The sequence below is a fragment of the Catenulispora acidiphila DSM 44928 genome (assembly GCF_000024025.1).
Lineage (GTDB): Bacteria > Actinomycetota > Actinomycetes > Streptomycetales > Catenulisporaceae > Catenulispora > Catenulispora acidiphila.
This window is the reverse complement of record NC_013131.1, coordinates 7,635,217-7,660,540: the sequence shown is the minus strand read 5'-3', so window position 1 is coordinate 7,660,540 and position 25,324 is coordinate 7,635,217. Positions and strand designations below refer to the sequence as shown.

General features: G+C 68.3%; 23 protein-coding genes. 15 read left to right on the top strand and 8 right to left on the bottom strand.

Annotated elements, in window-relative coordinates:
• Positions 1–42: 42 nt before the first annotated feature.
• Positions 43–2,865, top strand: a complete 2,823-nt coding sequence (locus tag CACI_RS32940) for a discoidin domain-containing protein (RefSeq protein WP_015795223.1) — start codon at positions 43–45, stop codon at positions 2,863–2,865.
• Positions 2,866–2,932: 67 nt separating this feature from the next.
• Here CACI_RS32940 and CACI_RS32935 read toward each other — a convergent pair whose 3' ends face one another.
• Both CACI_RS32935 and CACI_RS32930 read right to left on the bottom strand, forming a co-directional pair.
• Entirely contained in the window at positions 2,933–4,399 is a 1,467-nt protein-coding gene (locus CACI_RS32935; RefSeq protein WP_015795222.1) for a S41 family peptidase, read from the bottom strand.
• Between the two features lie 62 nt (positions 4,400–4,461).
• Complete coding sequence (locus CACI_RS32930) at positions 4,462–5,631, bottom strand: hypothetical protein (protein WP_015795221.1); 1,170 nt, start codon at positions 5,629–5,631, stop codon at positions 4,462–4,464.
• 179 nt (positions 5,632–5,810) lie between these two features.
• Between CACI_RS32930 and CACI_RS32925 the strand changes: the two genes are divergently transcribed.
• The 3 genes from CACI_RS32925 to CACI_RS32910 all read left to right on the top strand — a co-directional run bounded on the left by CACI_RS32925 (position 5,811) and on the right by CACI_RS32910 (position 9,045).
• Entirely contained in the window at positions 5,811–6,464 is a 654-nt protein-coding gene (locus CACI_RS32925; protein WP_015795220.1) for a response regulator transcription factor, read from the top strand.
• Between the two features lie 3 nt (positions 6,465–6,467).
• On the top strand, positions 6,468–7,643 hold the full coding sequence (locus CACI_RS32920; protein ID WP_015795219.1) for a sensor histidine kinase: 1,176 nt from the start codon (positions 6,468–6,470) through the stop codon (positions 7,641–7,643).
• Positions 7,644–7,911: 268 nt separating this feature from the next.
• Positions 7,912–9,045, top strand: a complete 1,134-nt coding sequence (locus tag CACI_RS32910; protein WP_190276655.1) for an epoxide hydrolase family protein — start codon at positions 7,912–7,914, stop codon at positions 9,043–9,045.
• A gap of 33 nt (positions 9,046–9,078) precedes the next feature.
• Here CACI_RS32910 and CACI_RS46380 read toward each other — a convergent pair whose 3' ends face one another.
• Entirely contained in the window at positions 9,079–9,600 is a 522-nt protein-coding gene (locus tag CACI_RS46380) for a Curculin domain-containing protein (mannose-binding) lectin (protein WP_015795217.1), read from the bottom strand.
• A 172-nt stretch (positions 9,601–9,772) separates the two neighbouring features.
• Between CACI_RS46380 and CACI_RS32900 the strand changes: the two genes are divergently transcribed.
• Both CACI_RS32900 and CACI_RS50415 read left to right on the top strand, forming a co-directional pair.
• On the top strand, positions 9,773–10,468 hold the full coding sequence (locus tag CACI_RS32900; protein WP_041540592.1) for a hypothetical protein: 696 nt from the start codon (positions 9,773–9,775) through the stop codon (positions 10,466–10,468).
• A 173-nt stretch (positions 10,469–10,641) separates the two neighbouring features.
• Entirely contained in the window at positions 10,642–12,825 is a 2,184-nt protein-coding gene (locus CACI_RS50415; protein WP_015795215.1) for a cellulose binding domain-containing protein, read from the top strand.
• A gap of 106 nt (positions 12,826–12,931) precedes the next feature.
• Here the strand turns inward: CACI_RS50415 and CACI_RS32890 are convergent, their stop codons facing one another.
• Complete coding sequence (locus CACI_RS32890; RefSeq protein WP_015795214.1) at positions 12,932–13,270, bottom strand: hypothetical protein; 339 nt, start codon at positions 13,268–13,270, stop codon at positions 12,932–12,934.
• Between the two features lie 131 nt (positions 13,271–13,401).
• Here CACI_RS32890 and CACI_RS32885 point away from each other — a divergent pair, with 131 nt between their 5' ends.
• The 5 genes from CACI_RS32885 (at position 13,402) to CACI_RS32865 (ending at position 17,680) form a co-directional block, all read left to right on the top strand.
• The gene (locus CACI_RS32885; protein ID WP_015795213.1) at positions 13,402–14,499 is read left to right on the top strand and encodes a YihY/virulence factor BrkB family protein; all 1,098 of its coding nucleotides are present in this window, start codon (positions 13,402–13,404) and stop codon (positions 14,497–14,499) included.
• Between the two features lie 134 nt (positions 14,500–14,633).
• Positions 14,634–15,281 (top strand): HemK2/MTQ2 family protein methyltransferase, encoded by a 648-nt coding sequence (locus tag CACI_RS32880; protein WP_015795212.1) that lies wholly within the window; start codon positions 14,634–14,636, stop codon positions 15,279–15,281.
• A gap of 16 nt (positions 15,282–15,297) precedes the next feature.
• Positions 15,298–15,477: a CDGSH iron-sulfur domain-containing protein gene (locus tag CACI_RS32875; protein ID WP_015795211.1), complete on the top strand. Its 180-nt coding sequence runs from the start codon at positions 15,298–15,300 to the stop codon at positions 15,475–15,477.
• A 9-nt stretch (positions 15,478–15,486) separates the two neighbouring features.
• The gene (locus tag CACI_RS32870) at positions 15,487–16,500 is read left to right on the top strand and encodes an iron-containing redox enzyme family protein (protein ID WP_015795210.1); all 1,014 of its coding nucleotides are present in this window, start codon (positions 15,487–15,489) and stop codon (positions 16,498–16,500) included.
• Between the two features lie 79 nt (positions 16,501–16,579).
• On the top strand, positions 16,580–17,680 hold the full coding sequence (locus CACI_RS32865) for a carboxylate-amine ligase (RefSeq protein WP_015795209.1): 1,101 nt from the start codon (positions 16,580–16,582) through the stop codon (positions 17,678–17,680).
• A gap of 40 nt (positions 17,681–17,720) precedes the next feature.
• Here the strand turns inward: CACI_RS32865 and CACI_RS32860 are convergent, their stop codons facing one another.
• Complete coding sequence (locus tag CACI_RS32860) at positions 17,721–18,734, bottom strand: DNA topoisomerase IB (RefSeq protein WP_015795208.1); 1,014 nt, start codon at positions 18,732–18,734, stop codon at positions 17,721–17,723.
• A gap of 202 nt (positions 18,735–18,936) precedes the next feature.
• On the opposite strand from CACI_RS32860, the gene CACI_RS46375 reads away from it, so the two are divergent.
• Positions 18,937–19,260 (top strand): STAS domain-containing protein, encoded by a 324-nt coding sequence (locus tag CACI_RS46375; protein WP_015795207.1) that lies wholly within the window; start codon positions 18,937–18,939, stop codon positions 19,258–19,260.
• Positions 19,261–19,264: 4 nt separating this feature from the next.
• On the opposite strand, the gene CACI_RS32850 is transcribed toward CACI_RS46375, so the two are convergent.
• Positions 19,265–19,672 (bottom strand): ATP-binding protein, encoded by a 408-nt coding sequence (locus CACI_RS32850; protein ID WP_015795206.1) that lies wholly within the window; start codon positions 19,670–19,672, stop codon positions 19,265–19,267.
• A 241-nt stretch (positions 19,673–19,913) separates the two neighbouring features.
• Here CACI_RS32850 and CACI_RS32845 point away from each other — a divergent pair, with 241 nt between their 5' ends.
• Positions 19,914–20,468, top strand: coding sequence for a type 1 glutamine amidotransferase domain-containing protein (locus CACI_RS32845; RefSeq protein ID WP_015795205.1), 555 nt, complete (start codon positions 19,914–19,916; stop codon positions 20,466–20,468).
• Positions 20,469–20,512: 44 nt separating this feature from the next.
• On the opposite strand, the gene CACI_RS32840 is transcribed toward CACI_RS32845, so the two are convergent.
• A complete protein-coding gene (locus tag CACI_RS32840) occupies positions 20,513–20,809 on the bottom strand; it encodes a hypothetical protein (protein WP_015795204.1) in 297 nt (98 codons plus the stop codon).
• Between the two features lie 96 nt (positions 20,810–20,905).
• Here CACI_RS32840 and CACI_RS32835 point away from each other — a divergent pair, with 96 nt between their 5' ends.
• Positions 20,906–21,379: a hypothetical protein gene (locus tag CACI_RS32835; protein ID WP_015795203.1), complete on the top strand. Its 474-nt coding sequence runs from the start codon at positions 20,906–20,908 to the stop codon at positions 21,377–21,379.
• Positions 21,380–21,402: 23 nt separating this feature from the next.
• Here the strand turns inward: CACI_RS32835 and CACI_RS51605 are convergent, their stop codons facing one another.
• Entirely contained in the window at positions 21,403–21,897 is a 495-nt protein-coding gene (locus tag CACI_RS51605) for a GyrI-like domain-containing protein (RefSeq protein ID WP_015795202.1), read from the bottom strand.
• A 391-nt stretch (positions 21,898–22,288) separates the two neighbouring features.
• Here CACI_RS51605 and CACI_RS46370 point away from each other — a divergent pair, with 391 nt between their 5' ends.
• Positions 22,289–25,324: a NosD domain-containing protein gene (locus CACI_RS46370; RefSeq protein WP_015795201.1), complete on the top strand. Its 3,036-nt coding sequence runs from the start codon at positions 22,289–22,291 to the stop codon at positions 25,322–25,324.

Below are 25,324 nucleotides of genomic sequence, written 5' to 3'. Positions count from 1 at the left end.
GTTGGATCCGGAACCAAGCACCTCGACCAACCTGGAGATGTCATGAAGGCACCCTCCTTCGGTGGAACGCTTCACCGGAGACCTCTGATCCGCTCGGTACATGCCGCGTTCCTCCTGCTGCTCGCGCTGAGCCTCGCGTTCCTCACCGTCGTCGCGCCCACCGCGCACGCCGCCGATTCCCTGCTCTCGCAAGGTAAAACGGCAACCGCTTCGTCGGCGGAGAACGCCACCTACCCGGCCTCGAACGCTGTGGACGGCAGCACCACCACCCGCTGGTCCAGCGCGTTCAGCGACCCGCAATGGCTCGAGGTCGATCTCGGCGCCACGGCGACCATCGACAAGGTCGTGCTGAACTGGGAAGCCGCTTACGCGACGGGCTACCAGATCCAGACCTCGAACGACGGAACCACCTGGACGTCGATCTACTCCACGACGACCAGCACCGGCGGCGTGCAAACGCTGACCGTCGCCGGCTCCGGCCGCTACGTGCGGATGAACGGCACGGCCCGAGCCACGCCCTACGGTTATTCGCTCTGGGAGTTCCAGGTCTACGGCACAGGCGGCACCAGCGGTGGCGGCGGCTCCTCCTCGCCCGACTACACGCAGAGTGCGACGCAGCTGAACGCGACGCAGGCTCAACTCTCGATCACCCCGATCACACCGGCGGCCTATGTCGACGTCCACTACCTGGTCAACGGCGGCGGTCAGCAGAACTTCCGCATGACCAACAACGCCGGCACATGGACCCAGACCGTCAGTTCACTGACAACCGGCACTGTGCTCGAGTACTGGTTCACCTATGAGAAGAGCGGTGCGCAGTACGACACGCCGCACTTCACCTACACACAAGGCGGCAGCACCGGTGGCGGTGGCACGGCCGCGACGCCGACGTTCAATCCGGCCGGCGGTTCGTACACGACAGCCCAGTCGGTGACGATCTCCGATGCGACCTCCGGTGCGAGCATCCGCTACACCCTCGACGGAAGCACGCCGACAGCCTCGTCGACCCTTTACTCCGGTCCGATCAGCGTCACGGCGACGACCACGGTCAGCGCGATCGCGATCGCCTCGGGCATGACGAACTCGGCAGTGGCCAGCGCCACCTACACGATCGGCACCAGCGGCGGCGGTACCGGCGGCAGCTTGGGTCCGAACGTGATCGTGATCAGCCCGAGTCAGTCGGTGAGCGCGATCGCCAGTCAGCTAAACGCGATCGGGACGCAGCAGGCGCCGAACCAGTTCGGCGCGCAACGCTACGAGATCCTGTTCCAGCCGGGGACCTACGGCTCGGCGTCGAACCCGCTGGACTTCCAGCTCGGCTACTACGAGAGCGTCGAGGGCCTGGGCCAGAATCCCAGCCAGGTCGTCATCAACGGCACGATCGACTCCTGGAATCAGTGCACGAACGGCGACCAGACCCAGTGCTACGCCACCAACAACTTCTGGCGCTCGGTGTCGAACCTGACCATCAACGTCACCGGCCTGACCGGCTGCAACGCCGGTGAGGACGTCTGGGCCGCCTCGCAGGCCGCGCCGATGCGCCGGGTCGCGGTCAACGGCAACATCACGCTGATGGACTACTGCGGCGGGTCGCCGGGCTGGTCCAGCGGCGGGTTCATCGCCGACTCCAAACTCAACGGCACCGTGGAGAACGGCTCGCAGCAGCAGTATCTGGTGCGCAACACCAGCATCGGCAGCTGGACCAACGGCGTGTGGAACCAGGTGTTCAGCGGCGACCCCGGCGCACCGGCGCAGAGCTTCGGCACCACCCCGGTCTCAGCCGGCGGTCCGCAGCCGTACTCCACCCTGGCCACCAGCCCGACCACCGAGGAAGCGCCGTACCTCTACACCGATTCCTCCGGCAACTACAACGTGTTCGTGCCCTCGGTGCGGACCAACTCCAGCGGACCGTCCTGGGCCAACGGCAACACCCCTGGCACCTCGCTGTCGCTGAACACGTTCTACGTCGTCAACTCCGCCAGCACCATCAGCCAGATCAACGCCGCGCTCGCCGCGGGCAACAACCTGTTGTTCACCCCCGGCGTCTACAGCTACAACCAGACCATCAACGTCACCAAAGCCGACACCAAGATCGTCGGACTCGGGTTCGCCACGCTGGTCCCCAGCGCCGGCCAGACCACGATGACCGTCGCCGACGTCAACGGCGTGAACGTCTCCGGCCTGCTCTTCGACGCCGGACCCACCACCTCGCCGACCCTGCTCACCATCGGCACCGCCGGCTCCACCACCAGCCACGCCAGTGACCCGGTCACCGTGGACGACGTGTTCTTCCGCGTCGGCGGCGCCACCGCCGGCTCGGTCACCGACGCCTTCATCGACAACAGCAACAACTCGATCCTGGACGACATCTGGTCCTGGCGCGCCGACCACGGCACCGGCTCCGGTTCCTGGACTTCGGACACCGCAGCCACCGGGCTGACCGTCAACGGCACCAATGTCACCGCCTACGGACTGGCCGTCGAGCACTACCAGAAGTACGAGACGGTCTGGAACGGCCAAGGCGGCACCGTCATCTTCTTCCAGAACGAGAACCCCTACGACGTGCCCAACCAGGCGTCCTGGATGGCCACCTCCACCCAGAACGGCTACCCGGGGTTCTACATCCCCAACAGCGTCACCACATTCCAGGGCTACGGCATGGGCGTCTACTCCAACTTCACTGCCGGACCGGCCATCGAAAGCTCGGAGGCGTTCCAAGCCCCAACCACCTCCGGTGTCGTGTTCCACGACCTGCTCACCGTATGGCTCAACAACTTCGGAGGCATCCAATCGGTGATCGACGGAACCGGCGCAGCCGTCAGCTCGACCAACGCCGGACCAGTCAACATCGTCACCTACAACTGAGCTGTATGTAGTGCTTCGCTGCCCCCGGCTTGCCCGCTCTCACGAGTTGGCAAGCCGGGGGCGGACTTCAGTGTCCAAGAAGCCTGACAGCCTCGGCGAGTACATGGTCATGGCCGGTGGACAGGTCAGCCGGCGTGGTCAGCTGGTAGTCGTCCGGTGCCACGCCGATACCGTTCAGCATCTCGTGGTCGGCACCGAGTTCGTGGCCTGCCGGCAGGCCGAGGAAGCTGCCGTCGTCGAGCACGAAGCCGGCAGCCGGTCCGGCCACGACGCCGGCGGTGCGCGTGCCGACGATGCGGCCGAGGCGCAGGTCCTTCACCGCGCCGCTGAACGCATCGCACGCCGAAGCGCAGCCGCGGTCGGTCAGCACCACGAGCGGGATGCCCAGCAAAGGCACCGTGTCATCGGTGCGATGGGGGATGTCGCAGGTGTCCGGCGAGTCGCAGTCGAAGCTCCAGATCCCCTGATGCTTGAACGCGCCGAGCAGTCGGCTGACCTCCTCCACATCCCCGCCGCCGTTGCCACGAAGGTCAAGGACGAGGCCGTTCAGCGTGCCGCCGGCGCGCATCCGGGCGACGTCCGCCAACACCGTGTCAGCCGCGCCGGGAAGGAACGAGTGCAGCTGGACATCGGCGATGTGGTCGCTCAGCAGGCTGGCCGACACAGGTTGGTTCGCGGCGGCGCTCATCGGATAGAGCTCCGGCTTGAGCGTCACGGTCCAGCTGCGGCCGTCGGCCGGACGATGCACTTTCAGCTGCACTCGGTCGCTCTGCGGGTAGCGCTGGTCGAGCAGCGCCTCGACACCCGGGCTCGGCACGCCGTCGACGAACGGCGCCTGGCCGTCGACGCTGTCGATCACGTCGCCCGGCCGCAGCCCTTGCGCGGCGGCCGGACCGCCCAGGACCGCGCTGACGAACAGCGGCGGACGCGCCTCGGCCGGGGCGCCGCTGAGCAGCGGACCGGTAGGCGAGGTGACCAGTCCGATGCCGTATTGGTCTCCCGGCTGGAATCCGGGCGGCATGACCGGACGTGACCACCCGGCGTGGTTGTCATCGAGGGCTGCGATCATGCCCTGCATCGTTGCTGAGGCGACCTGCTGACGCAGGTTCGGATCTGTGGGCAGCTGGTCCACGATCTGTTGATAGATGGCGGCGAAGGCGGTCCAGTCCTGTTCACGGTTCCCGGTCAACGCGGGCGCGGTCGCGTCGGGCTGGTCGATGCCGAGGTGGTCCAGCGACTGTGTGAGACCGGCGAACGCGCCGTCGAGCAGCGGCCGGTCGTCCAGCGCGGCAGCGTTGTAGTAGTGGGCGAAGACGCAGTAGTAGGCCTGCTCGATCGTGGTCGCCGTGGTGGGGGTCAGGGGCGGCGGACCAGGCGCGGTCGGCGGTGCGCAGGGCGTCGGCGGGGCTGTGTCGGTGTGTGCCGATCCGACGCCGATCGCGGGCTGGCTGACGAGGGTTGCGGTCAGCATGGCGCAGGCGCTGACGATCGCGGCGTAGCGCAGTGGGCGAGGGATGGTCTTGGAACGAGACATGGATGAGTCCTGATTTCCCGGGTTCCTGTGGCCTGGCATGGGTTCTGGTCGTGGTGAGGAGGTCACGGGCAACGCAGCGGCGGAGGGAGGACCTGTGGCGTGACGACGACCGACTGCTCTTTTCGCAGTGCGCTGAGATCGATGAGGCCGCCCTGCAACCCGTCGCGCCGTTGAAGTTCGGCCCAATAGACCGGGTCGAGGTAGACCGCCGGGTCGGGGCGCGACATGGTCAATTCGTTGACCTGTCCCAGGTAGAGACCGGCGTCCACCAGCGCCCGGAGCGGTACGCCGCAGTCGATGTTGACCGGCTGGCCCGACGGTCCCGGAGCCAGCGCGGGGAAGAGGTTCCCGCCGTCGAGCGCGCCGAGCCAGGTGCCCGCTGTCGGTATGACGATGCCTCGCGGGTACCGGGCGAGGTGGGCACCCATGCCTCCGGGATCGCCGTCTGTCGGGATCAGGGTTGCTATGGAGAACACGGACTGACCGGTCTGCTGCTCGATGAGCGCTACGACACCGCTGGGACCCGGCGTGGAGCCGCTGCCGCCGCCGCTTTTCACGCTGTGCGTCACATGCCCCGCGCCGTAGCAGATCAGTGCCCTGTGTCCCTTGTCGAGCACCTCGCGTCCGACCAGGGCTGCGGCGAACGTATCCCGCTGGTTGCGCAGCGCGGTCACCTGGCTCGGCGTCGTGGTCGTCGGCCAGTCGATGGGTGAGTCGCCGAGGAGCACTCGGAGACGCTGCCCCGCCGGGCGCCGCCAGTTCACGGCGCGGACTAGCCGGAGGAGCTGCTCGTAGATCGGCTCGTCGCCGGTCGCGAGCGGTGAGTCGGTCGTGTTCCGCCAGATCGGGCGCAGCTCGGCGTTCTCCACCACGGCGCCGGAGACGAAGCAGTCCGCAGTGTCCTGATACAGCGAGTTGCCCCACTCGACGACCAGATCGTCGATGACTCCGGCCATCCGGTGGTCGGCGAGCAGATCCGCGAGGGCGTCGTAGTGCTCCTGCAAGCCGTGGAACTCGCCGAGGGCGACGAGGCGGTGCCGCCCGAAGGCGTCGAGGACCGTATCGGTCAGCCCTGCGGTCGCGGACGGAGTCGCCGGCCTGGCGCTGCCGGCGGCCTGCGCGTTCTGGACGATGCCCGCGACCGAGAGCGCGCCGATCCCGGCTGCGGCGCTCGAGACCAGAGCGCGCCGGGACATCGCCGGACGTCGCCGGGGATCATTGTTTGCTGTCATCGTTGGGGACACTCCTCGCCTGGCGAAAGGCGCGGCCCTGCGGCCGCTGCGGTCGCTCCAGGCCTATCGAGGAGCCGGTTGCGGCCCGGTGACACCGAGCCCGGCCAGCGCCATGTCACCGCCGTGCAACCATGGGCCGGGCAGGCTGGGGATCCCGACCGAGAACCTTGCGAGGAGACATGCGAGTCCTGGTGGTCGACGACGACGAGGAGCTGGCCGAGACGCTCGGCGTGGGTCTGCGGCGCCAGAGCATGGCCGTCGATGTTGCCTTCGACGGCCTGGACGGTCAGGAGAAGGCCCTGGTCAACCGGTACGACGTGATCGTGCTCGACCGCGACCTGCCGGGTCGGCACGGCGACGAGGTGTGCGCCGACTTGGTGGCGGCCGGCGTCGAGGGCCGCATCCTGATGCTCACCGCGGCTTCCGCAATCGATGACCGGGTCGACGGCTTGGCCCTGGGAGCCGACGACTACTTGCCGAAGCCGTTCGCGTTCGCGGAGCTCGTCGCGCGTATCAGGGCCCTGGGTCGGCGCGCGCACCCTGTCGTGGCGCCCTTGCTCTGCCGAGCAGGTTTGGAACTCGACGCCGCCCGGCACCGTGCGACCCGGGACCGGCGGCTGCTCGAGCTCGGCCCGAAGGAGTTCGGAGTCCTGGAACTGCTGCTCGCCGCGGACGGCCGGGTCGTCTCCACCGAGGAGCTCCTCGAACGGGTCTGGGACGACGCGACCGACCCGGTCACCACGGCCGTCAAAGTCACGATGAGCCGGCTGCGGCGCAAGCTCGGCGACCCTCCGGTCATCGAGACGGTCGCCCGGTTCGGCTACCGGATCTGAGCCGTGGACTTCAGGCCGCTGCGGACCGCCCGAGCCCGGCTGACGGCTCTGTTCGGGACCCTGTTCCTGGCCGCCGGCGCGGTGCTGCTCGGTATCGCGAACATCCTGGTGGACCGCTCCACGGACACTGCGGTGTATTCACCTCAGCCACAGCCGCCCGCGCCGACTGGGACCCTCTTCCAGTCGGATCGGATTCCGGCGCAGGGTCGCGACCTGCAAGCGCAACTGCGGCACCTGCACTCCTACGACGTGCACCAGTTCCTGATCCGCTCCGGGATCGCTTTGGGCGCCACCGCTTTGGTCGCCGTCGTGCTCGGGTACTTCGTGGCGGGCCGGGCGCTGCGTCCGGTACGGACGATCACCGTCAAGGCCAGGATGATCTCCGCGCACAACCTCCACGAACGCCTCGCGCTGGCCGGACCCGCCGACGAACTCAGGGAACTGGCACAGACCTTCGACGACCTCATGGACCGCCTGGAGCAGGCCTTCCATGCGCAGCGGCAGTTCATCGCCAACGCCTCGCACGAACTGCGCACCCCGCTGGCCCGGCAACGGGCGATCGCCGAAGTCGCGCTCGACGACCCGGACCCGACGATCGGCTCCCTGCGTGCGGCCCACGAACGGATCATCGCCGCCGGTGCCCATCAGGAGGCGATCATCGAAGCCCTGCTCGCGCTCGCGCGCGGCCAAGCCGGGACCGACCGGCACGACCGCATCGAACTCGCGGCCGTCGCGGACCAGGCGGTGGCCGCCTGTCGCGCCCGGACCTCGCTGCGCGCGCCGGACCGCATCGCGGTCCACACCAGCTTGGCGCCCGCGCCGGTCATCGGCGACGCGCGCCTGATCGAGCGCCTGGCCGTCAACCTGGTCGACAACGCTTTGCGCTACAACCTGGAGGGCGGGCAGGTATGGGTTAGCACGTACGTCGCCGACGGCCGGTCCGTCCTGACGGTGAGCAACACCGGCTCCCCGATCCCCGCGGACGCCATCGACCGCCTCCGCCAACCGTTCCGCCGCCTCGAAACCGATCGCGTCGGCCGCCGCGACGGGCTGGGGCTCGGGCTGTCCATCGTGCAGGCGGTCGCGGATGCCCACCGCGGCATCGTCGCCATCCGTCCTCGTCCTGAAGGCGGCCTCAGCATCGAAGTCGCTTTCCCGCTTTCCCCGGCTATCGGATGAGAAGCGCTTATTGCGCTTGGAGATCGGACAGCCGGGCCCGGGCCTGTTCGACAGCCCGCTGGTAGAGCGCGAAGGCTTGGGTGCGGTCGCCGAGCGAGGCGAGCACGGCCGCGTGGAAGTTCAGCGCCCGCTCACTGCCGCAACTCCCCGAGCCCCGCAATAAACTCTTCCAAATCCCGAGCCCGAACTGGTGCGGCCGGTGGCGCACCCCGGCGCGTCAAGTGTCGCGGCGGCATCCGACCGCGACCTGTGTGATCTAGTGGGTCTCATGGCAGGCAACCAGGCCGTGATCGCGGTCAGTGACGCGGACGTCGAGGAGCTTCGTACCCGGTTGAGGGGTACGCGTTGGGCTGAGGCTTGGCCGGTCGGCGGGTGGGAGGCCGGTGCGGATCCGGCGGAGCTGCGGCGGTTGGTCGCGTATTGGGCCGATGGTTATGACTGGCGGGTTCATGAGGACGCCATCAATGCCCTGCCCTCGTGCTTCGTCGATCTCGACGGGACGCCTGTGCACTACCTGCGGTATGACGGTGAGCGCCCGGATGCGCTGCCGATCGTCCTTACCAACGGCTGGCCGAGTTCCTTCCTGGAGCTCACCGGGCTTGCGGAGCGGTTGGCGGCGCCATCGCGATTCGGGGGTAGCGCTGCGGATGCCTTCACCGTGATCGTGCCCTCGCTGCCGGGGTTTGCTTTCTCGCCGCAGCGGCCGGCGCTCGGTGGTGCGGAGCAGACCCATGACCTGTGGCATCGGCTGATGCATGACGAACTCGGCTTCACGCGCTACGCGGCGCATGGTGGCGATTTGGGCGCCGGTGTCAGCTCGCGGCTTGCCGAGACCCACCCCGAGGCGGTGGTCGGCCTGCATCTGCTGGCCGTGGCCGCGCCGGCCGACTACGACCCCGCCGGGCTCAGTGCGCAGGAGCGCGCCTACCTGGACTCCATCGCGACCTGGCAGGCGCAGGAGGGCGGGTACCAGCACCAGCAGAGCACGCGTCCGCTCACCTTGAGCCAGGGCTTGTCCGACTCGCCCGCGGGTCTGCTCGCCTGGATCGTCGAGAAGTACCGCGCGTGGAGTGACTGCGGCGGCGACCTGTCCTCGCGCTTCACCGATGATTTCCTGCTGACCCAGGCATCGCTCTACTGGTTCACCGGCACGATCTCCACTTCCTTCCGTCCCTACTACGAGTACGCGCACGGTCTGACCCGGCGCGTGCAGCAGGTCGGCGTTCCCACGGCGCTCGCCTTGTTCCCCGCCGACCTGAGCCAGCCGCCGCGCAGTTGGGCCGAGCGCACGTACCGCGTCACGCGCTACACGCAGATGCCGCGGGGCGGCCATTTCCCCGCCCACGAAGAACCCGAGCTGCTGGCCCGGGACATCACCGAGTTCTTCCGCGCATACCGCTGAACGCTGGCACGAGGGTGGGGTGAGGCGCTCTCCTTACGTGTGGCTGGCCCACAGGGACGAGCCGGTGCACGTCGTGCGGCCGCTGTTGGTGTTGGTGTAGACGACCATGTTGCCGTCGGTCTGGAAGCAGACGTAGTCGGTGGGGTGTCCGTAGGTGCCGGTCGCCCACAGGGCCTTGGTGCCGTTGTAGATCACGAAATTGCCGTCGGGCTGGAAGACCATGGTCGTCGGCGAGCCGATCGCCGTGTGGCTGGACCACAGCGCGGTGTCGGCGGCGTTGTAGATCACGAGATTGCCGTCGCGCTGGTCGATGAACTGATAGCCGTTGACGCAGATGTTCTGGCCGGGTTCGAGGTACTTCCCACCATCGGCGACCTGGAAGTTGGACACGTTGACCGAGGAGTTGCTGGTGCAGGGGTAGCCGGTGACGACATGGGGCGCGGCCGCGCCGGTGGCGGAGGCCGAGGCGGGCGCGGTCCCGGCGACCAGCAGGCCCAGGGCGCCGAGGATCTGCGCGGTGCGTCGAGCCGGCCGGCTGGTGGTGATTCGCGTCAAGGGGTGCTCCTGGAGGTAGGGGCGGCGGGTCCGCCAACGAATCAGAGTACTGAATGATGAGCCCTGATTCACCCCTCGGGACGGGGCTGGGCAATCGGTCGAGAGTGAACCAGAATACTGATGAACCACTCGGTTCGAAGCAAGTGCGGAGCTCCCTGCAGGGAAGAGGTAGATGCACATGCACAGCCTCAAGGCATTCGCCGTAGCAGCAGCCGTGGCCGCGCTGGCCACGGTGGCGGTCGTCGGCACCGCGTCGGCGGCCGCCGCACCGGTCAGCGTCCTGACCTACGGTGCCCCGGGACCCGGCGGTCCCAACGTCGCGCCCGGCCAGGTCCTGACCGGCAACCTCCAGCCCGGTACCAAGGCCACGTTCCTCACCGCTCCCGGAGGCGGTGTGGGCACCTTCTGCTCGGTGTCGAACATCGGAGTGCAGGTTCTGGCCAATCCGACGGCGCCGGGGGTCGCGGTGAGCAAGCTGGCCGCTCTCGGTTTCGGCGGGTGCGTCTCCACCATCCCCGGATCGACGGTGTTGAGCGTGACGGAGAACAACCTGCCGAACAACAACGTCCTGTTCAACGACTCGGCCGGGTTCCCCGTGCAGTTCGTCCCGGCCGGTGCGCCGGTTCAGCTCACCATCGTGGAGTCCGTGCCCGGCGCCGTGCTCAACTGCGTGTGGCAGCCGGTGGGCAGCATCTATCAGGGGAACTACGCAAACCCCGGAAACCGGCTGATCGTCCTCAACCAGAAGATCCAGCTCATGAGCGGCCCTCCCGGACCGTGCGGCGGGACGCTCCAGTTCATGTCGTTCACCTACCAGCCGGTCGTGGACTCCAGCGTCCCCGGGAGCCCGCCGGTGTTCGTGAACTAGCCGGCGCTGGGCGCGCCGGGCTGCGCCGCGGTGGAAGTTTCGTGCTCTGCGACGCTCCGGCGCAGACCAGCGCGTCGAACGGACATCCGCGCCTTGACCGTCTCCGGGCCGGTGCCGAGCATCACTGGGTGAGGCCAGACCAGCTCGACCATCCCCCAGCCCAGGAGAGCTCGATGCGAAGACGACAAAGCCGGTTCCCACGCTCCTGGACGGCTGTCGCCGCGGCGGCGCTGTTCGTGGGCTCGGCCGCCGTGCCGCTGGCGGCGAGCGCCGGGCCCGCGAGCGCCGGGCCGGCGGCCGCCGCGGCCTCGACCGCCACGGTCGGGGTGAACGCCGGCCAGACGCTCGCCACCGTCCCGTCGACCGCCATCGGCACCAACGGTTCGGTCTACGACGCCGCGCTCACCGACGCCGCGGTCCCGGGCTTGCTGAAGAACGCCGGGACCGGTCTGATCCGGTTTCCCGGCGGGACGTCCTCGGACACCTACAACTGGAAGACCAACACCGATGTGAAGTCGGGCCTGGCCCAGTCGGTCGACTTCGACCAGTACGCGACGCTGCTCAGCCAGACCGGCGCCCAGGGCATGGTCACCGTCGACTACGGCACCGGCGACGCCGCCGGCGCGTCGCAGAGCCCTGCCGAGACCGGCGCGCAGTTCGCCGCGGACTGGGTCCGGTACGCCAACGTGACCCATCACGACGGCATCAAGTACTGGGAGATCGGCAACGAGATCTACGGCAACGGGACCTATGGCGCCAACTGGGAGCCGGACGACCACTGCGCGGCCGGCACGAATCCGACCAACTGCGGACCGGCGGTCTACGCCCAGAACGTCAAGGCCTACATCGCGGCGATGAAGGCCGTCGACCCGACGATCGTCGTCGGCGTGGTGCTGACCGCCCCGGGCAACTGGCCCGACGGCGTCACCAACGGCGGAAGCCCGCAGACCTGGAACCAGACGGTCATGTCGGCGCTGAACGGCCAGATCGGCTTCGCCGACGTGCACTGGTATCCGCAGAACCCGGGCAACGAGAGTGACAGCACCCTGCTGTCCGCCCCGTCGCAGATCCCGACGATGGTCTCCACGCTGCGTTCGCAACTGGGCCAGTGGGAGGGCTCCTCGACGGTGCCGATCATGATCACCGAGACCAACTCGGTGAGCTCCAACCCGGGCAAGCAGATCCTGAGCGTCGTCAACGCGCTGTACCTGACGCAGGACTACCTGGGCTGGATCCAGAACGGCGTCGCCAGCGTCGACTGGTGGCAGATCCACAACGGCATCGTGACCGGCGGCAACACCAGCTCCTCGCTGTACGGCACCGCCACCTACGGCGACTACGGCATGCTCTCCGACGGCAGCTGCGGCCTGGTCAACGGCTCCCGGGTCTGCGAGCCCGCAGCCGACACGCCGTTCCCCGCCTACTACGGCACGCAGCTGCTGAGCCAGTTCATCCATCCCGGCGACGCCCTGGTCTCGGCCTCCTCCAGCCAGAGCCTGCTGAAGTCCTACGCGGTCAAGGCCGCCGACGGCTCGCTGCGGGTCCTGCTGGTGAACGACGACCCGGCCACCAGCTACACCGTGGGCCTGAACTACACCGGCTTCACCCCGGCCTCCGGCGCCCCGTCGGTCGCGACCCTGGCGCCGCCCGGCACCGGCATCACCACCGCCGCCTCCGGCTCGGCGTCCTCGCAGACCATCGCGCCCTACAGCGCCGCGGTCGTCACGCTGAAGCCGGGCACCACGGTCACACCGCCCACCACCCCGGGCACCCCGACCGCCTCGAACGTCACGTCCACCGGGGCGACGCTGAGCTGGAGCGCCTCCACCAGCAGCACCGGCCTGGCCGGATACGACGTGGTCGCGGTCAACGGCAGCACCGAGACCGTCGTCGCCTCTCCGACCACCAACTCGGCGACCCTCACCGGCCTGACTCCATCCACCGCCTACACCTTCGCGGTGTATGCCCGCGACACTGCAGGAAACCGCTCGGCGCGCTCCGGCACGCTCGCGGTCACCACGAGCGCCGGCTCCACCGGCGCGTCCTGCAAGGTGACCTACGCGCCGAACGTCTGGGGCGGCGGGCTCACCGCCAACGTGACGGTCGCGAACACCGGCACGGCGGCCTGGTCCTCCTGGACCGTCGGCTTCGCCTTCCCCGGCGACGAGAAGGTCACCAACGGCTGGAACGCCACGGTCACCCAGTCCGGCGCCAACGTCACGGCGACGAACATGAGCTACAACGGCACCATCGCCCCGGGAGCCACCACCTCATTCGGGTTCCAGGGCACGTGGAGCGCCAGCAGCGCCTCGCCGACGGCGTTCACCGTCAACGGCAGCGCCTGCACCACCGGCTGATCCCATCAGCGCACTGACGCTCTAGTTCCACCGGCCGGCCGACTCGTTGAGTCGGCCGGCCGAATCGTTCTGGCTGCTCGTTCTGGCTGCGCGCTGGCGAGAACTCTCAGACGGTGCCGCTGCCGGGCACGATGCCGGTGGGCGCCGCCGGGTACTCGCCCGGCGCCGCGGGCGCCGGCTTCACGGGAGTGGAGGCGGCTTCCTCGTGCGCAGAACCGTGGAGCTTCTTGGTGAGTTCCGAGGTGGCGTCGGCGACCTTGGCGGTGACCGCCTTGGACGCGGTCTCGACCGTTCCCTTCAGGTTCTCGCGCAGATCGACGACGGCGGGCTGCTCGCTCACCTCGTGCGCCTTTTCCTTGATCAGCTCATACTTCTCGTGGCCGGCTCTGGTCCCTGCGACGTAGCCCACGGCCAAACCGGTGGCGAAAGTAAGTGCGCGCTTCATGAAGTCCTCCTGGTTTTGTCCTCAACTTCTCCCGCGCCTGATGACCAGCGTCAGCCGGGACAAACACAGAGTCTCGGCGTTCGTGCTGGCAGCGACCGTGTAGTGGCTGATGAAACGGCCATAAGCAGGCGATGGGACTGAGACGGAAGCACGACGTCAACCATCAGCGCGAGCCTGCCGAGGCAGTCGGCGCCACCGAAGCCACCGAGCCGGCTAACGCAGCCGAAGCAGCCGAGCCCGACGCCACCGAGCCGGCCAAGGCAGCCGAAGCCGCCGAAGCCGTCGAGCGCGGACCGGACTCGCCGACGGAGCTCCCGGCGCGCAGCTGGCTGGCGGTCCTCAGGCGGACCGCCGGCGAGTTCCGCGACGACGAACTGTCCGACCGCGCCGCTGCGCTGACCTATTACGGCGTCCTGGCGGTGTTCCCAGCGCTGCTGGTGGTCGTGTCGGTCCTCGGTCTCATCGGTCCCTCCGCCACCAACTCGCTCCTGGACAACATCCAGAAGCTCGCGCCGGGATCGGTGCGCGACCTGCTGCGCACCGCGGTGACCCAGGTGCGGTCCAGCCGCGGCGCCGGCGGGACGCTGGCGGTCGTGGGCCTGGCCGGAGCGCTGTGGTCGGCCTCGGGCTACGTCGCGGCGTTCATCCGGGCGTCCAACGTCGTGTACGACATGCGCGAGGGGCGGCCGGTGTGGAAGACCACGCCGCTGCGGGTCGGGCTGACGCTGCTGATGATGGCGCTGTTGCTGGCCAGCGCCGTGATCGTGGTGTTCACCGGCCCGCTGGCCCAGCGCGCCGGCGACCTGCTGGGCCTGGGCCACACCGCGCTGGTGGCCTGGTCGATCGCGAAGTGGCCGGTCCTGGTCGTGCTGGTGGCCTTCATGATCGCGCTGCTGTACTGGGCCGCGCCTAACGTCCGCGACCGCGGCTTCCGCTGGGTCTCGCCGGGCAGCCTGCTGGCGGTCGTGCTGTGGCTCATCCTGTCCGCCGGATTCGCCCTGTACGTGGCCAACTTCGCCTCCTACAACAAGACCTACGGCACCGTGGCCGGCGTGATCGTGTTCCTGGTGTGGCTGTGGCTGTCGAACCTGGCGATCCTGCTCGGGCTGGAGTTCGACGCCGAACTGGCCCGCGAACGCGCCATCGAGGGCGGCATGTCCGCACGGCACGAGCCGTACGTCCCGCCGCGCGACGCCAGGAAATGGCCAGACGAGGCAGACAACCAGTGAATCAGCATCAGGACGCCCGAGAGACGACCTCGTTTACCCCGCGATCAAGAGGACACAAGAGCCCTCCGGCCCTCAAACCGGGCTGAAGCTCCCGAGGCGCGGTCTCGACCACGTCTCATCACCCGGGGACCACCATGACCTTTCTGTTTGTTCCACCTGGCGTTTACCAACCGCGCAGCGACACCGACCTGCTGATCGACGCTCTGCGGAACGAGCGGCTGGGCAGGAATTGCCGGGTTCTGGATCTGGGTACCGGCAGCGGCGCGGTCGCCGTCGCGGCGGCACGGCGCGGGGCGCGGGTCACCGCGGTCGACATCTCCCGGCGCGCGGTCGCCACCACCTGGGTGAACGGTGTTCTGCACCGCCGATTCATCCGTGTCCGGCGCGGCGATTTCCTCGAGGCTCTCGGGCCCGGCCGCTTCGACGTGGTGGTTTCCAATCCGCCCTATGTGCCCTCTCAGGACCTGCCGGTCAAGGGATCGGCGCGGGCGTGGGACGCCGGTCCCACCGGACGGTACTGGCTGGACCGGATCTGTGCCGAAGCGCCGAAGGTGTTGAAACGCGGCGGGGTGTTGCTGCTCGTGCACTCTTCCCTGGCTGATGTGCAGGGCACGGTCCAGACGATGTCCCAGGCGGGGCTGACGGTGCAGACCGTGACCCGCGTGGCCGGAGGTCTGGGACCGATCACGAACTCGCGCGCGGGATGGCTGGAGCGCGAAGGCCTGCTCGCCGTCGGCGAGCGCATGGAGGAAATGGTGGTGATCCGCGGTGTCCGCACCTGAGCCGATCAGAGTGGAGATGGCCGAGCGCGCCGGACCCATCCTCGTCCAGGGCCCGGTCGAGATCCGTCTGGACGACGGCCGTACCATCGTGAGCCGCCGTCCCATGGTGGCCCTGTGCGCCTGCCGCCGCAGCCGCCGCTATCCCTTCTGCGATACCAGCCACCGACGCCGCTGCCCGGCGGCCTCCGAGGAGTGAGAAGCCGTCATGGGTATCAGCACACTGAATCCGGTCCGGCTCCCCGAGCCGCGGGGACCGATCACCGAGGCACTCACCGGCCGGCTCTTGCAGTCTCCGGACTCTGAAGTGAGCCTGCCGCCGGCGACCGGCGGTTGGTTGGACGAGGACCTGCAGCTCGCGCTTTACCTGTGCTACGAGCTGCACTATCGCGGCTTCGCCGATGTATCCGACGCATGGGAGTGGCAGCCAGGATTGCTCGCGGCGCGCGCTGATCTGGAGAAGGTCTTCCTGTCCGGAGTCGAGGACGAGTTGGGGCAGGTGCCGTCGGTCCAGGAACAGGTGGATTCGATGCTCGTGGAGCCCGTCCACGGGACCGGCGTCTCCTATTACCTGCTGGAGCAGGGCGAGCGCTGGCAGGCCCGCGAGTACCTGGCGCACCGTTCGCTCTACCACCTGAAGGAAGCCGATCCCCAGGCGTGGGTCATCCCTCGGCTGCACGGCGCGGCGCAGGCTGCGTTGGTGGCGGTGGAGTACGACGAGTACGGCGCCGGGCGTCCGGAGGCCGCGCATTCCCAGCTCTTCGCCCGGATGATGGCCGACTTCGATCTGGACGCGGACTACGGCGGCTACACCGACGCCGCCACCGCCCACAGCCTCGCGGTCGTGAACCTCATGTCCCTGTTCGGACTGCACCGCAGCCACCGCGGCGCGCTGGTCGGCCAGTTCGCGCGCGTCGAGATCACCTCCTCGCCCGGCTCTCGGCGCCTGGCGGAGGCTTTCGCCGCACTCGGCGCCGGCGCCGACGGCACCGCCTTCTACCGGGAGCACGTCGAAGCCGACGCCCTGCACGAGCAGCTCATCCGCCACGACGTCATCGACACGCTGCTGCGCGACGAGCCGCAGTTGGAGGCGGACATCGCCTTCGGTCTCGCGGCCAGCGCCCTGGTGGACGACCGCCTGGGCTCGCACGTCTTGGACTGTTGGAAGCAATCGCGCAGCTCGTTGCGCAAGCCGTTGCCGGACGCTCCTCCATCGCCTTGATCATGCAGAAGACCTCGCAGAAGACCTCGTACAAGACCGTGTAGAAGAGCGTGCAGAAGCCGCGCCGCAGGAGGCAGAGATGGCCGCGACTGTCCCGATCGACCAAGTACTCAGCATCGGTGTCGAAGAGGAATTCGTCCTCGCCGACGCCACCACCCGGGTGTCGGCGCCGCGGGCCGACGACGTCGTGGAGAAGGCGCGGCTGCGGCTGGGCGACAACGCTCAGCACGAATTCTTCGCCACACAGGTGGAGTTCACCACGCGGCCTCGCATGACCGCCGAGGAGGTGCGCGCCGAACTCGTCCGGGGACGCCAGGCCGGCGCGGCTGCCGCGGCGGACACCGGCTGCCTGCTGGTCGCCGGGGGCAGCGCCGTGCTGAACCGCTCGCCGCTGCCCGTCGCGCCGAACGCCCGCTACGAGACCATCGCGCGCCGCCACCTCGGCGGCATGCGCAGCGAGTCCAGCGGGTGCCACGTCCACGTCGGTACGCTGACGCGCGGCGACGCGCTGCTGCTGAGCAACCACCTGGGACCGTGGCTGCCGGCCCTGCAGGCGTTGTGCGTGAACTCGCCCTTCGCCGCCGGGGAGGACCGCCACTGCGCGAGCTGGCGCCACTTCGACATCCAGGCGCTGCCGACCGTCGGGCCGACGCCGATCCTGGACGAGCCGGCCTACGAGCGCACCGCGGACAGGCTGGTCGCTGACAGGACCCTGCTGGACCGCAAGATGATCTATTGGTACGCCCGGCCGTCCGAGCACTGTCCCACCTTGGAGATCCGGATCGCCGACGCCAACCCCGACCTCGACGTCGTCATGCTCTTCACGCTCCTGCTGCGCGGACTTGCGACGACGTTGCTGGCGGAGGCGCGGTACGGCCGTCCGTGGCCCAGTATGGACCGACGGTTGCTGACCGAGGCCCACCGCAGGGTCGCGGTGGACGGCCTGCCCGCCCTCACCACCGATCCCCGGACCGGGATGCTGATCTCGACGGCCGCACTGCTGGACCGACTGGTCGAGCGCAGCCGCCCGGGCCTGGCCGCCGCGGGTGACGAAGACCTCGTGGCAGCGCTGCTGGCCCGGTTCCACTCGCGCGGCACTCCTGCCGACCGGCAGCGTGCCGTGTATCGGGAGCGTGGACGTCTGGCCGATGTCGTGGACTGGCTCGCGGTGCGGCCGTAGCCCTCCTAGTACCGGAGGGCGCCGGCTCGGGCCGGCTCGGTCAGTCGCTGAGCAGCCGGAGAACGGCGTGTTCGGCGTCGCCCTGGATCGCCGGGACGCCTGGTGGTGTGTCGCGTCCGAGATCGGGCAGGGCGGTGGCGATGGTCTCGCCGTGCAGGAAGCGGTCGATCAAGCGGCTGTCGATGTAGGAGGCGCGGCATACGGCGGGTGTGTTGCCGAGGTATGCGGCGGTCTCGGCGACGGCGCGGGTGACCGCGCGGCGGCGTGCGGTCTGCGAGCTGTCGGCATGAGTGGACACGCTCAATGCCACTGCCGCGAAGACGGTGGCGTGCCAGGTGCGGAAGTCTTTGGCGGTGATCTCCATCCCGGAGATCTCGCGCAGGAAGTCGTTGACGTGCTGGCTGCGAATGGGTTGCCACCGGCTGTCCTCGTGGAAGGCGAGGAGTTGGTACCCGCCTCCTTTGCGCCGCAGCAGCCCGCGCAGGACAGCCACCACGCGCGGGTCGCTGATGTGCTCGGCCCGCTTCAGACCGCCTTTGGCGAGGTAGGAGAACTCTGCTTCGCCCTTGTGGATGCGGACATGTTTGCGGCGCAAAGTCGATAGCCCATACGAGCCGTTGGCCTGCGCGTACTGGTTATTGCCGATGCGAAAGACACCGACGTCCAGCAGCGCGACCGCCGCGCACAGCACGCGTTCGCGACCCAGTCCGTCACCGGCCAGGCCGTCGTCGACGATGGCGCGGATCTTCGGCAGGCGGCGGGCGAACTCCAGGGCGTGGTCGTGCTTGAGCCGGTCGCGACGCTCCCGCCATTGGGGGTGGTAAAGGTATTGGCGGCGTCCGGCATCGTCCACGCCAGTGGCTTGGATGTGGCCGTTGGGCCAGGGGCAGATCCAGACGTCCTCCCAGGCCGGCGGGATCACCAGTTCCTTGATCCGCTGCTTGGTGTCGGCGTCGACCGGCTCGCCCGCGGCGTCCACGTAGCGGAAGCCGCTGCCGTGCCGGATCCTGCGCAGGCCCGGATCCAGCGTCCGGCTGTGGCGTAGACGTGTCATGACCAGCTCCCACCTCACTCATCTCGCCTCGCCTGTCCCCGAACGAGCGGCCTCACGGCGCGGGGGATGCTGCTGCCCTCATCTCGGCGAGCGAAACCACTTCCTCGGGCGGGGTTTGGTTACACGAGTAAACTGTGTGGACTAAAATGACGCGCGACAGATCGAATGCATGTGCGGGGTCAGAGCAGCTGGAGGGCGTGCGATGCCGGAGTTCTCCTACCGGGTCCGCGAGCAGGACCGGGTCAGCGTGGTCGAGGTGTCCGGGGACGTGGACATGTCCGTGGCCGGGCAGCTCAGCGACGTGCTGGAGCCGCTGGTGGCGGACAGGGACGTGGTCCTGGACTGCACGGGCGTGACGTTCTTCGACTCCATGGGCCTGCGGGTGGCCGTGAACGCGTTGAACCAGGCCGCGCAGGCCGGTACAGCGTTCTCGCTGGTGCCCTCGCAGACGGTCGCGCGAGTATTGGAGCTGGCCGGGGTGACGTCCATCTTCGTCATCCACGACAGTGCTCCGACGTCTGCTTAAGGGCTCAGGGCTCAGGGCTAAGGACGTCCACGGCCAGTCTGGCCCAGACAGACTTGCCGTTCCGGCGCTTCTCGACGCCCCATGCCTGCGCCAGCCGTCCGACGATCACCAGACCGACCCCGCCCGGCACAGAGGCCTCGGACGAACCGACGCGGGGTACCCGGTCCGCCGCGCCGTCGGCCACTTCGATGGTGATCTCCGACACAGCTTTCAGGAGGCGCACCGTCAGCTCGGTGCCGGCGTGGCGCACCGCGTTGGTGACCAGTTCGCTGGTGATCAGGACCGCGGGCTCCTCCCAGCTCCCCAGCTGCCACGCCGAAAGCGTCTCGACGACGAAGTCTCGGGCCAGCTGCGGCGCTGAGGAATGCGGATCCAAATCCAGGCTTCGTTCGACCCACCCGTCTCCGCTCACCGGTTCGCCACCTCCCTTCGCTCCTTAATGCAGGACGCACTGCTCGGTGACTTGGCCGGACAGCACAATACTGCGTACGCCGCGCTGCCACGGACGCTGTTCTGTGCTGCGAGTGCGCGCACTTTCCCCACGTTTGTCACCGACGGTACAGGGCACCAGGGTCGGGTCGCGGGGTGATCAAGAAGCGACTGTCCCGCGGAACGAGACAATCTGCTCGAAGGATGGAACCCGGAGGCACGTCATGAGTGAGCACACCTTGCAGGGCAAGCACATCGCGTTCCTGTTCACCGACGGTGTCGAGGAATCCGAGCTCACCGAACCGCTCAAGGCGGTCAAGGACGCCGGCGGCACCCCGACTCTGGTCTCGCTGGAGGTCGGCGAGATCCAGATGATGCAGCACGACGAGAAGGGCGGCACGATCCGCTCCGACACCGAGGCCTCGGCTGCCGATCCCTCCGGATTCGACGGCCTCGTGATCCCCGGCGGCGTCGCCAACCCCGACCGGTTGCGCACCGACGCGCCCAGCGTCCGCTTCGTGCAGGCCTTCTTCGAGGCGGACAAGCCGGTCGGCGTCATCTGCCACGGCCCGTGGATGCTGGCCGAGGCCGACGTGGTCCGCGGCCGCACCGTCACCTCCTGGCCCAGCCTGCGCACCGACCTGCAGAACGCCGGTGCCACCTGGGTGGACCAGGAAGTATGCGTCGACGGCACCCTCGTGACCAGCCGCAACCCGGACGACCTCCCGGCCTTCTGTGCCGAGCTGGTCAAGCAGTTCGCCGGCAGCGGAGCGCGCTAGGCCACATACCGCACACGCTTCACAAGGGACTTCCCCGTAACGCTTCAGCGATAGCCGGTGCAGCCGTTCGCCTCGACCCTGGCCCACCACGTCCCGTCAGCGATCTGGCCGTCGGAGACCAGGAAGTAGGGCCGCTTGCAGCCGGTGTAGTCGGCGTTCATCTGGGCGCCGGCGGTGGCCTGCGCGTCGGCGAGAGTCGGGCCGTAGCCGTCCTCGATACCGATGAACGTCGCGGGACGCACAGCTGCGGAAGCCGTCGTCGCGCCCGCGGCACCGGTCAGGGAAACTGTGACGGCGACCGCCGCCAGGACCGCGCGTCGCCGAGTGGGCCGAATGCTCATGGACAACCTCCTGGACGTCATACGAGGGGTGGCACCGCCCACGATGACACCACGTCGGACCCTTAACAAGGGCCCTGATTCACTAGGGAGAATCCCATGAGCACCGCCATCGGCTATGAGTTCCCGACGGCCGGCTGGCTGGATCCGTTCGACATCGACGAGCCTCGTGCACAGTGGATCTTCGTCAACCAGGACAGAATCAGCCGCGCCTGGGTCGCCCCCACCGACCAGGACAGCGGCTGGGGCTTCGCAGCAGACGAGTCCCTGTACAGCGTCTTCAACAACCCGCGGTCCTGCCTGCACTGCCTGGAGAAGTCAGCAGTCGTCTCCGGCGGACAGGTGCTGCGCGAGTGGTCCCCGACCGCGCGTCAGCACCAGACCGACCCAACGTCATGTGCCAAGTACAACGGCCAATACGTCGTGTATGCCCAGGCGCAGCAGAGCCTGCCCATCCACGAGACGGCCAAATACGCCGACTACGACACAGCATTGGCCGAAGCGCTCACCGCCGAAGCACCCGCCGGCAAAATCATGATCGCGCGGGTCATCCACGGCGAATCCCTGTGGTAGGCAGAGCTTGTGATTTTGCAGCGTTAGTCGACGAGCAGGAACAAGTTCTGGATCTCCTGCTTGTTCGGGTCGGGTTCCAGGGACGGATCGGTCAGCAGCTCTTCGAGTCGGCCGGCCCACTTGGAGCCGGCGTCTGTTTCGGAGCGCTCCAGGACGAGTCCTTGGGCGTCGGCCCAGTCGAACAGGGCCGCGATCCCGGCGATGTGCTCGTCGGGTGAACCGACGGTGGTGAGGGCGAGGTAGCGTCCGGCTGGCAGCGTTCCGCAGTGGACGGTGTCGTCGGGCGTTGTGCCGTCGGCGATGGGGACTCCCGCCTCGACCTGTAGTTCCCGCTCCATGTCGATGATGTTGAGCTTGAGGAATGGGGGTCCGTCCGGGGCGAGTCCGCGGGCGTCGAGCCAGGCGAACAGCTGCGGGATGTGGGCGGTTGCCTGGTCGAAGGTCTGCATCGTGATCGTCTGCGTGATCCCGATGTAAGGCTGCTCGGTGCGGTGCAGGATGACGGGTTCGATAGGCATGGGCGGGCTCCTGAGCGCGACGGATGAGATCGGATCTTGGCACTCTACGATCACCGACTGACAACTCGGCCGGGTGCCCGGCGCCAGGCGGGCACTGTGCCAGTGCGGATGGCTGGGACCGAGCTGGCCCAAAGGTCGGATCAGCGGCCTCATCAGACCTCGAATCGCCACCGATTCGCCACCGATCCGCGACTGATTCAAGCATGCTGAATCTGGCGTCTTCCATCTCCTCAGAGAGCTGCGTCCCCGCTTTTCGGGTGGCGCGACCCCTTGCGCGAGCCCTGTGGCGGGAGTAAGTATCCCAAGCGATACATCTGATGAATCGGCATCGGAGCGTGTCCGCAGGGTCGGCGCAGACCGTCTGGCCGACGGCTCGACGAAAGGATGGACCATGGGTTTGTCCATACTGGGAAGACGGCTGACGGCCTGGACGGGCACCGCGGCGTTGACGGCCGCGGTCGCGGTGTCGGCGGCTGCGCAGACGTCGGCCGCGACCGCCGTGACGTTCTACGCCTCGCCGAGCGGCAGTGGTTCTGCCTGCTCGCAGGCCGCGCCGTGCTCGTTGTCGGGCGCGCAGGGCGCCGTTCGATCGCAGTTGGCTGCGACGCCGGGCGCCGACGTGACCGTGCTGGTGCAGGACGGCACGTACCGGCTGGCCGCCACATGGGCCTTCGGTGCGGCGGATTCGGGAAGCGCCGGGCATCCGGTGGTGTGGCAGGCCGCGCCGGGGGCGCATCCGGTGATCTCGGGGGCGTCTCAGGTCACTGGCTGGACTCAGGTGGGGACGTCCGGGGTGTGGTCGGCCGTGGTTCCGGCAGGTAGTGCCAGTCGGCAGCTGTACGTCAGCGGAGCCGAGGCGCCGATCGCGATGTCCACGCCGTCCGCCTTGGGGTTCGCCGGCGGTTGGAGTGGCACGTCGACCGGCTATTCGATCGGCGGCGACGCCGCGGCGTCGGCTTGGTTCGGCGCGCTGAGCGCGGCCCAGGTCGCCGGGGTGGAGTTCGACTACCCGGGCGGCAACGGAGCGTGGACCGAGTCCCGGTGCAGGGTGGCGAGCTACTCGGCCACCGCGAAGACGCTGACGATGGCCCAGCCGTGTTGGACCGACACGACCGCGCGCGCCTCGTTCAGCCAGGGCAGCGGCGGACTGCCGTCGATGTCGACCGGCACCATGCCGACGCTGATCGAGGATGCCAGGGCTCTGATCCACCCCGGGCAGTGGTTCCTCGACTCGGCCGCGAACACCCTCTACTACCAGCCCGCCACCGGACAGCAGATGAGCGCGCTGGACGTCGAGCTGCCGCGGTTGGAGTCCCTGCTGCAAGGAGCCGGCACGCTGGCCAAGCCGCTGCACGACGTGACGTTCCGCGGTCTGCAGTTCTCCTACGCCACCTGGAACGCGCCCTCGGCTGCCTCCGGCTTCGCCGACGTGCAGAGCAACCTGCGGATGACCGGGGCGAAAAACCAGGGCATGTGCACCTTCTCCTCACCGGCCGGGACTTGCCCTTGGGGCGCGCTGACCCAGCCGACGGCGAACGTGGCGTTCACCGCCTCGAACAACGTCACGCTCACCGGGAACCGGTTCGCCGAGCTCGGCGGCGCCGGGCTGAGCGTGATGTACGGGTCGGCGAACACCCTCATCCAGGGCAACGAGTTCACGGACATCGCCTCGACGGCGATTCTGCTCGGCTGTACCTACGATCCGCTGCCGACCGACGCGTCGGAGTCCGCGGGCATCAAGCAGAACTGCACACCGAACGGCTCCGCGGTCAGCGCGGACGTGATCGGGACCAACGAGATCCTCACCGGCACCACCGTTTCGGACAACATCGTCCACCACATCGGCACCGACTACTCCTCAGCCTGCGGCATCACGCTGTTGTTCTCGCGCGGCACCACCATCACCCACAACGACCTGTACGACCTGCCCTATACCGGCATCACCGCCGGCGTCATCCAAGGACACGTCGACCAGGCCAGCGCGCCGCAGAACTCGACCAACATCAACGAGAACAACACCCTGAGCGACAACGTCTTCCACAACTACCTGTCGGTGCGCAGCGACGGCGGCGCGATCTACGCCGAAGGGCATCAGACGCAGTACGTCTACCAAAGCGGCGGCACGACGATCGACCCGGTCCAGACCCTGGCCCATGGTCTCCAGGTGACCGGCAACATCGCTTATCACGGCCCGACGACCAACTTCACCTACTACGACGACGCGGGCTCGGAGTGGATCAACTGGCAGGGCAACGTCGCCTTCGGCGCGGGCTCGGCGTCGCAGGGCGGCTGTAGCCCGACCGGCCATTTCTGGATCGTCGGCAACTACTTCTCCAACCAGACGCAGTACTACCCGTGCAACGCGCCGGTCGATTCCAACGTCAGCGGTACGACCACCATTTCCGCCACGCCGGCGCCGGGCGACGTTCCCAACGGCCTGTTCAGCGCGGCCGGTGTGCGGGCTGCCAACTCGGCACTGGCCGTCGCCGCCGGCCCGAAGATCTACTACGCCTCGCCGACCACGAGCACGAGCACGCAGGTGCTCATCGGCGGCGAAGGATTCAGCTCCAGCACGCCGGTATTCGTGGGCTCGACGCAGGTCAGCGGCGTCCAGTACCTGTCCGGCGGCTTCCTGATCGTGCCCGTCCCGGCCGGAACCCCGTCCTCCCAGATCTCCGTCGGCGCGCCCGCCGGCACGAGCCGGCTCAACGACACCGATCCGTCGATCACCTACAGCGGCTTCAGCTACTCGTCGAACCGCGGTCTCGGCGACTACGACGACGATCTGCACTACGCCACGGCGAACGGCTCCACGGCGAAGTTCTCGTTCTCCGGAACCGGCGTCCAGGTCTTCGGCGAGCAGAACACGGACCAGGGCAACATCGGAATCAGCATCGACGGCGGTACCCAGCAGACCGTCAGCACCGTTCCCGCTGACGGGCAGCGTCACTCCAACGTGGTCGTGTATGCCGCCAGCGGGCTCGCGGCCGGGAGTCACACGATCGTGGTGACGAAGCTTTCCGGCCAGTACGCCACGCTCGACGGCTTCCAAGCGCTGAACTCGCGCCTCAACGACACTGACCCGTCGATCGCCTACAGCAGCTTCAGCTATGCGGCGAACCGTGGCTTCGGCGACTATGACGACGACGTGCACTACGCCACGGCGAACGGCTCCACGGCGAAGCTGTCGTTCTCCGGAACCGGCGTCCAGGTCTTCGGCGAGCAATACACGGACCAGGGCAACATCGGAATCAGCATCGACGGTGGCACTCAACAGACGGTCAGCACAGTGCCGGCCGACGGCCAGCGCCATGCGAACGTCGTCGTATACGCGGCGACCGGACTCGCTCGCGGGAGCCACACCGTTGTCGTGACGAAACTGTCCGGGCAGTACACGACCCTCGACGGCTTCGTCATCATTCAGTAG

Bases quoted from the DNA above. Each gene is read 5' to 3' on its own strand.
- CACI_RS32940 (WP_015795223.1), top strand. From the start codon at position 43: ATGAAGGCACCCTCCTTCGGTGGAACGCTTCACCGGAGACCTCTGATC.
- CACI_RS51605 (WP_015795202.1), bottom strand. From the start codon at position 21,897: ATGCCTATCGAACCCGTCATCCTGCACCGCACCGAGCAGCCTTACATC.
- CACI_RS32935 (WP_015795222.1), bottom strand. From the start codon at position 4,399: ATGTCTCGTTCCAAGACCATCCCTCGCCCACTGCGCTACGCCGCGATC.
- CACI_RS32910 (WP_190276655.1), top strand. From the start codon at position 7,912: ATGGCAGGCAACCAGGCCGTGATCGCGGTCAGTGACGCGGACGTCGAG.
- CACI_RS32925 (WP_015795220.1), top strand. From the start codon at position 5,811: ATGCGAGTCCTGGTGGTCGACGACGACGAGGAGCTGGCCGAGACGCTC.
- CACI_RS46370 (WP_015795201.1), top strand. From the start codon at position 22,289: ATGGGTTTGTCCATACTGGGAAGACGGCTGACGGCCTGGACGGGCACC.
- CACI_RS32885 (WP_015795213.1), top strand. From the start codon at position 13,402: ATGGGACTGAGACGGAAGCACGACGTCAACCATCAGCGCGAGCCTGCC.
- CACI_RS32835 (WP_015795203.1), top strand. From the start codon at position 20,906: ATGAGCACCGCCATCGGCTATGAGTTCCCGACGGCCGGCTGGCTGGAT.
- CACI_RS32870 (WP_015795210.1), top strand. From the start codon at position 15,487: ATGGGTATCAGCACACTGAATCCGGTCCGGCTCCCCGAGCCGCGGGGA.
- CACI_RS32930 (WP_015795221.1), bottom strand. From the start codon at position 5,631: ATGACAGCAAACAATGATCCCCGGCGACGTCCGGCGATGTCCCGGCGC.
- CACI_RS32860 (WP_015795208.1), bottom strand. From the start codon at position 18,734: ATGACACGTCTACGCCACAGCCGGACGCTGGATCCGGGCCTGCGCAGG.
- CACI_RS32900 (WP_041540592.1), top strand. From the start codon at position 9,773: ATGCACATGCACAGCCTCAAGGCATTCGCCGTAGCAGCAGCCGTGGCC.
- CACI_RS32865 (WP_015795209.1), top strand. From the start codon at position 16,580: ATGGCCGCGACTGTCCCGATCGACCAAGTACTCAGCATCGGTGTCGAA.
- CACI_RS32840 (WP_015795204.1), bottom strand. From the start codon at position 20,809: ATGAGCATTCGGCCCACTCGGCGACGCGCGGTCCTGGCGGCGGTCGCC.
- CACI_RS32880 (WP_015795212.1), top strand. From the start codon at position 14,634: ATGACCTTTCTGTTTGTTCCACCTGGCGTTTACCAACCGCGCAGCGAC.
- CACI_RS32875 (WP_015795211.1), top strand. From the start codon at position 15,298: ATGGCCGAGCGCGCCGGACCCATCCTCGTCCAGGGCCCGGTCGAGATC.
- CACI_RS46375 (WP_015795207.1), top strand. From the start codon at position 18,937: ATGCCGGAGTTCTCCTACCGGGTCCGCGAGCAGGACCGGGTCAGCGTG.
- CACI_RS32890 (WP_015795214.1), bottom strand. From the start codon at position 13,270: ATGAAGCGCGCACTTACTTTCGCCACCGGTTTGGCCGTGGGCTACGTC.
- CACI_RS50415 (WP_015795215.1), top strand. From the start codon at position 10,642: ATGCGAAGACGACAAAGCCGGTTCCCACGCTCCTGGACGGCTGTCGCC.
- CACI_RS32845 (WP_015795205.1), top strand. From the start codon at position 19,914: ATGAGTGAGCACACCTTGCAGGGCAAGCACATCGCGTTCCTGTTCACC.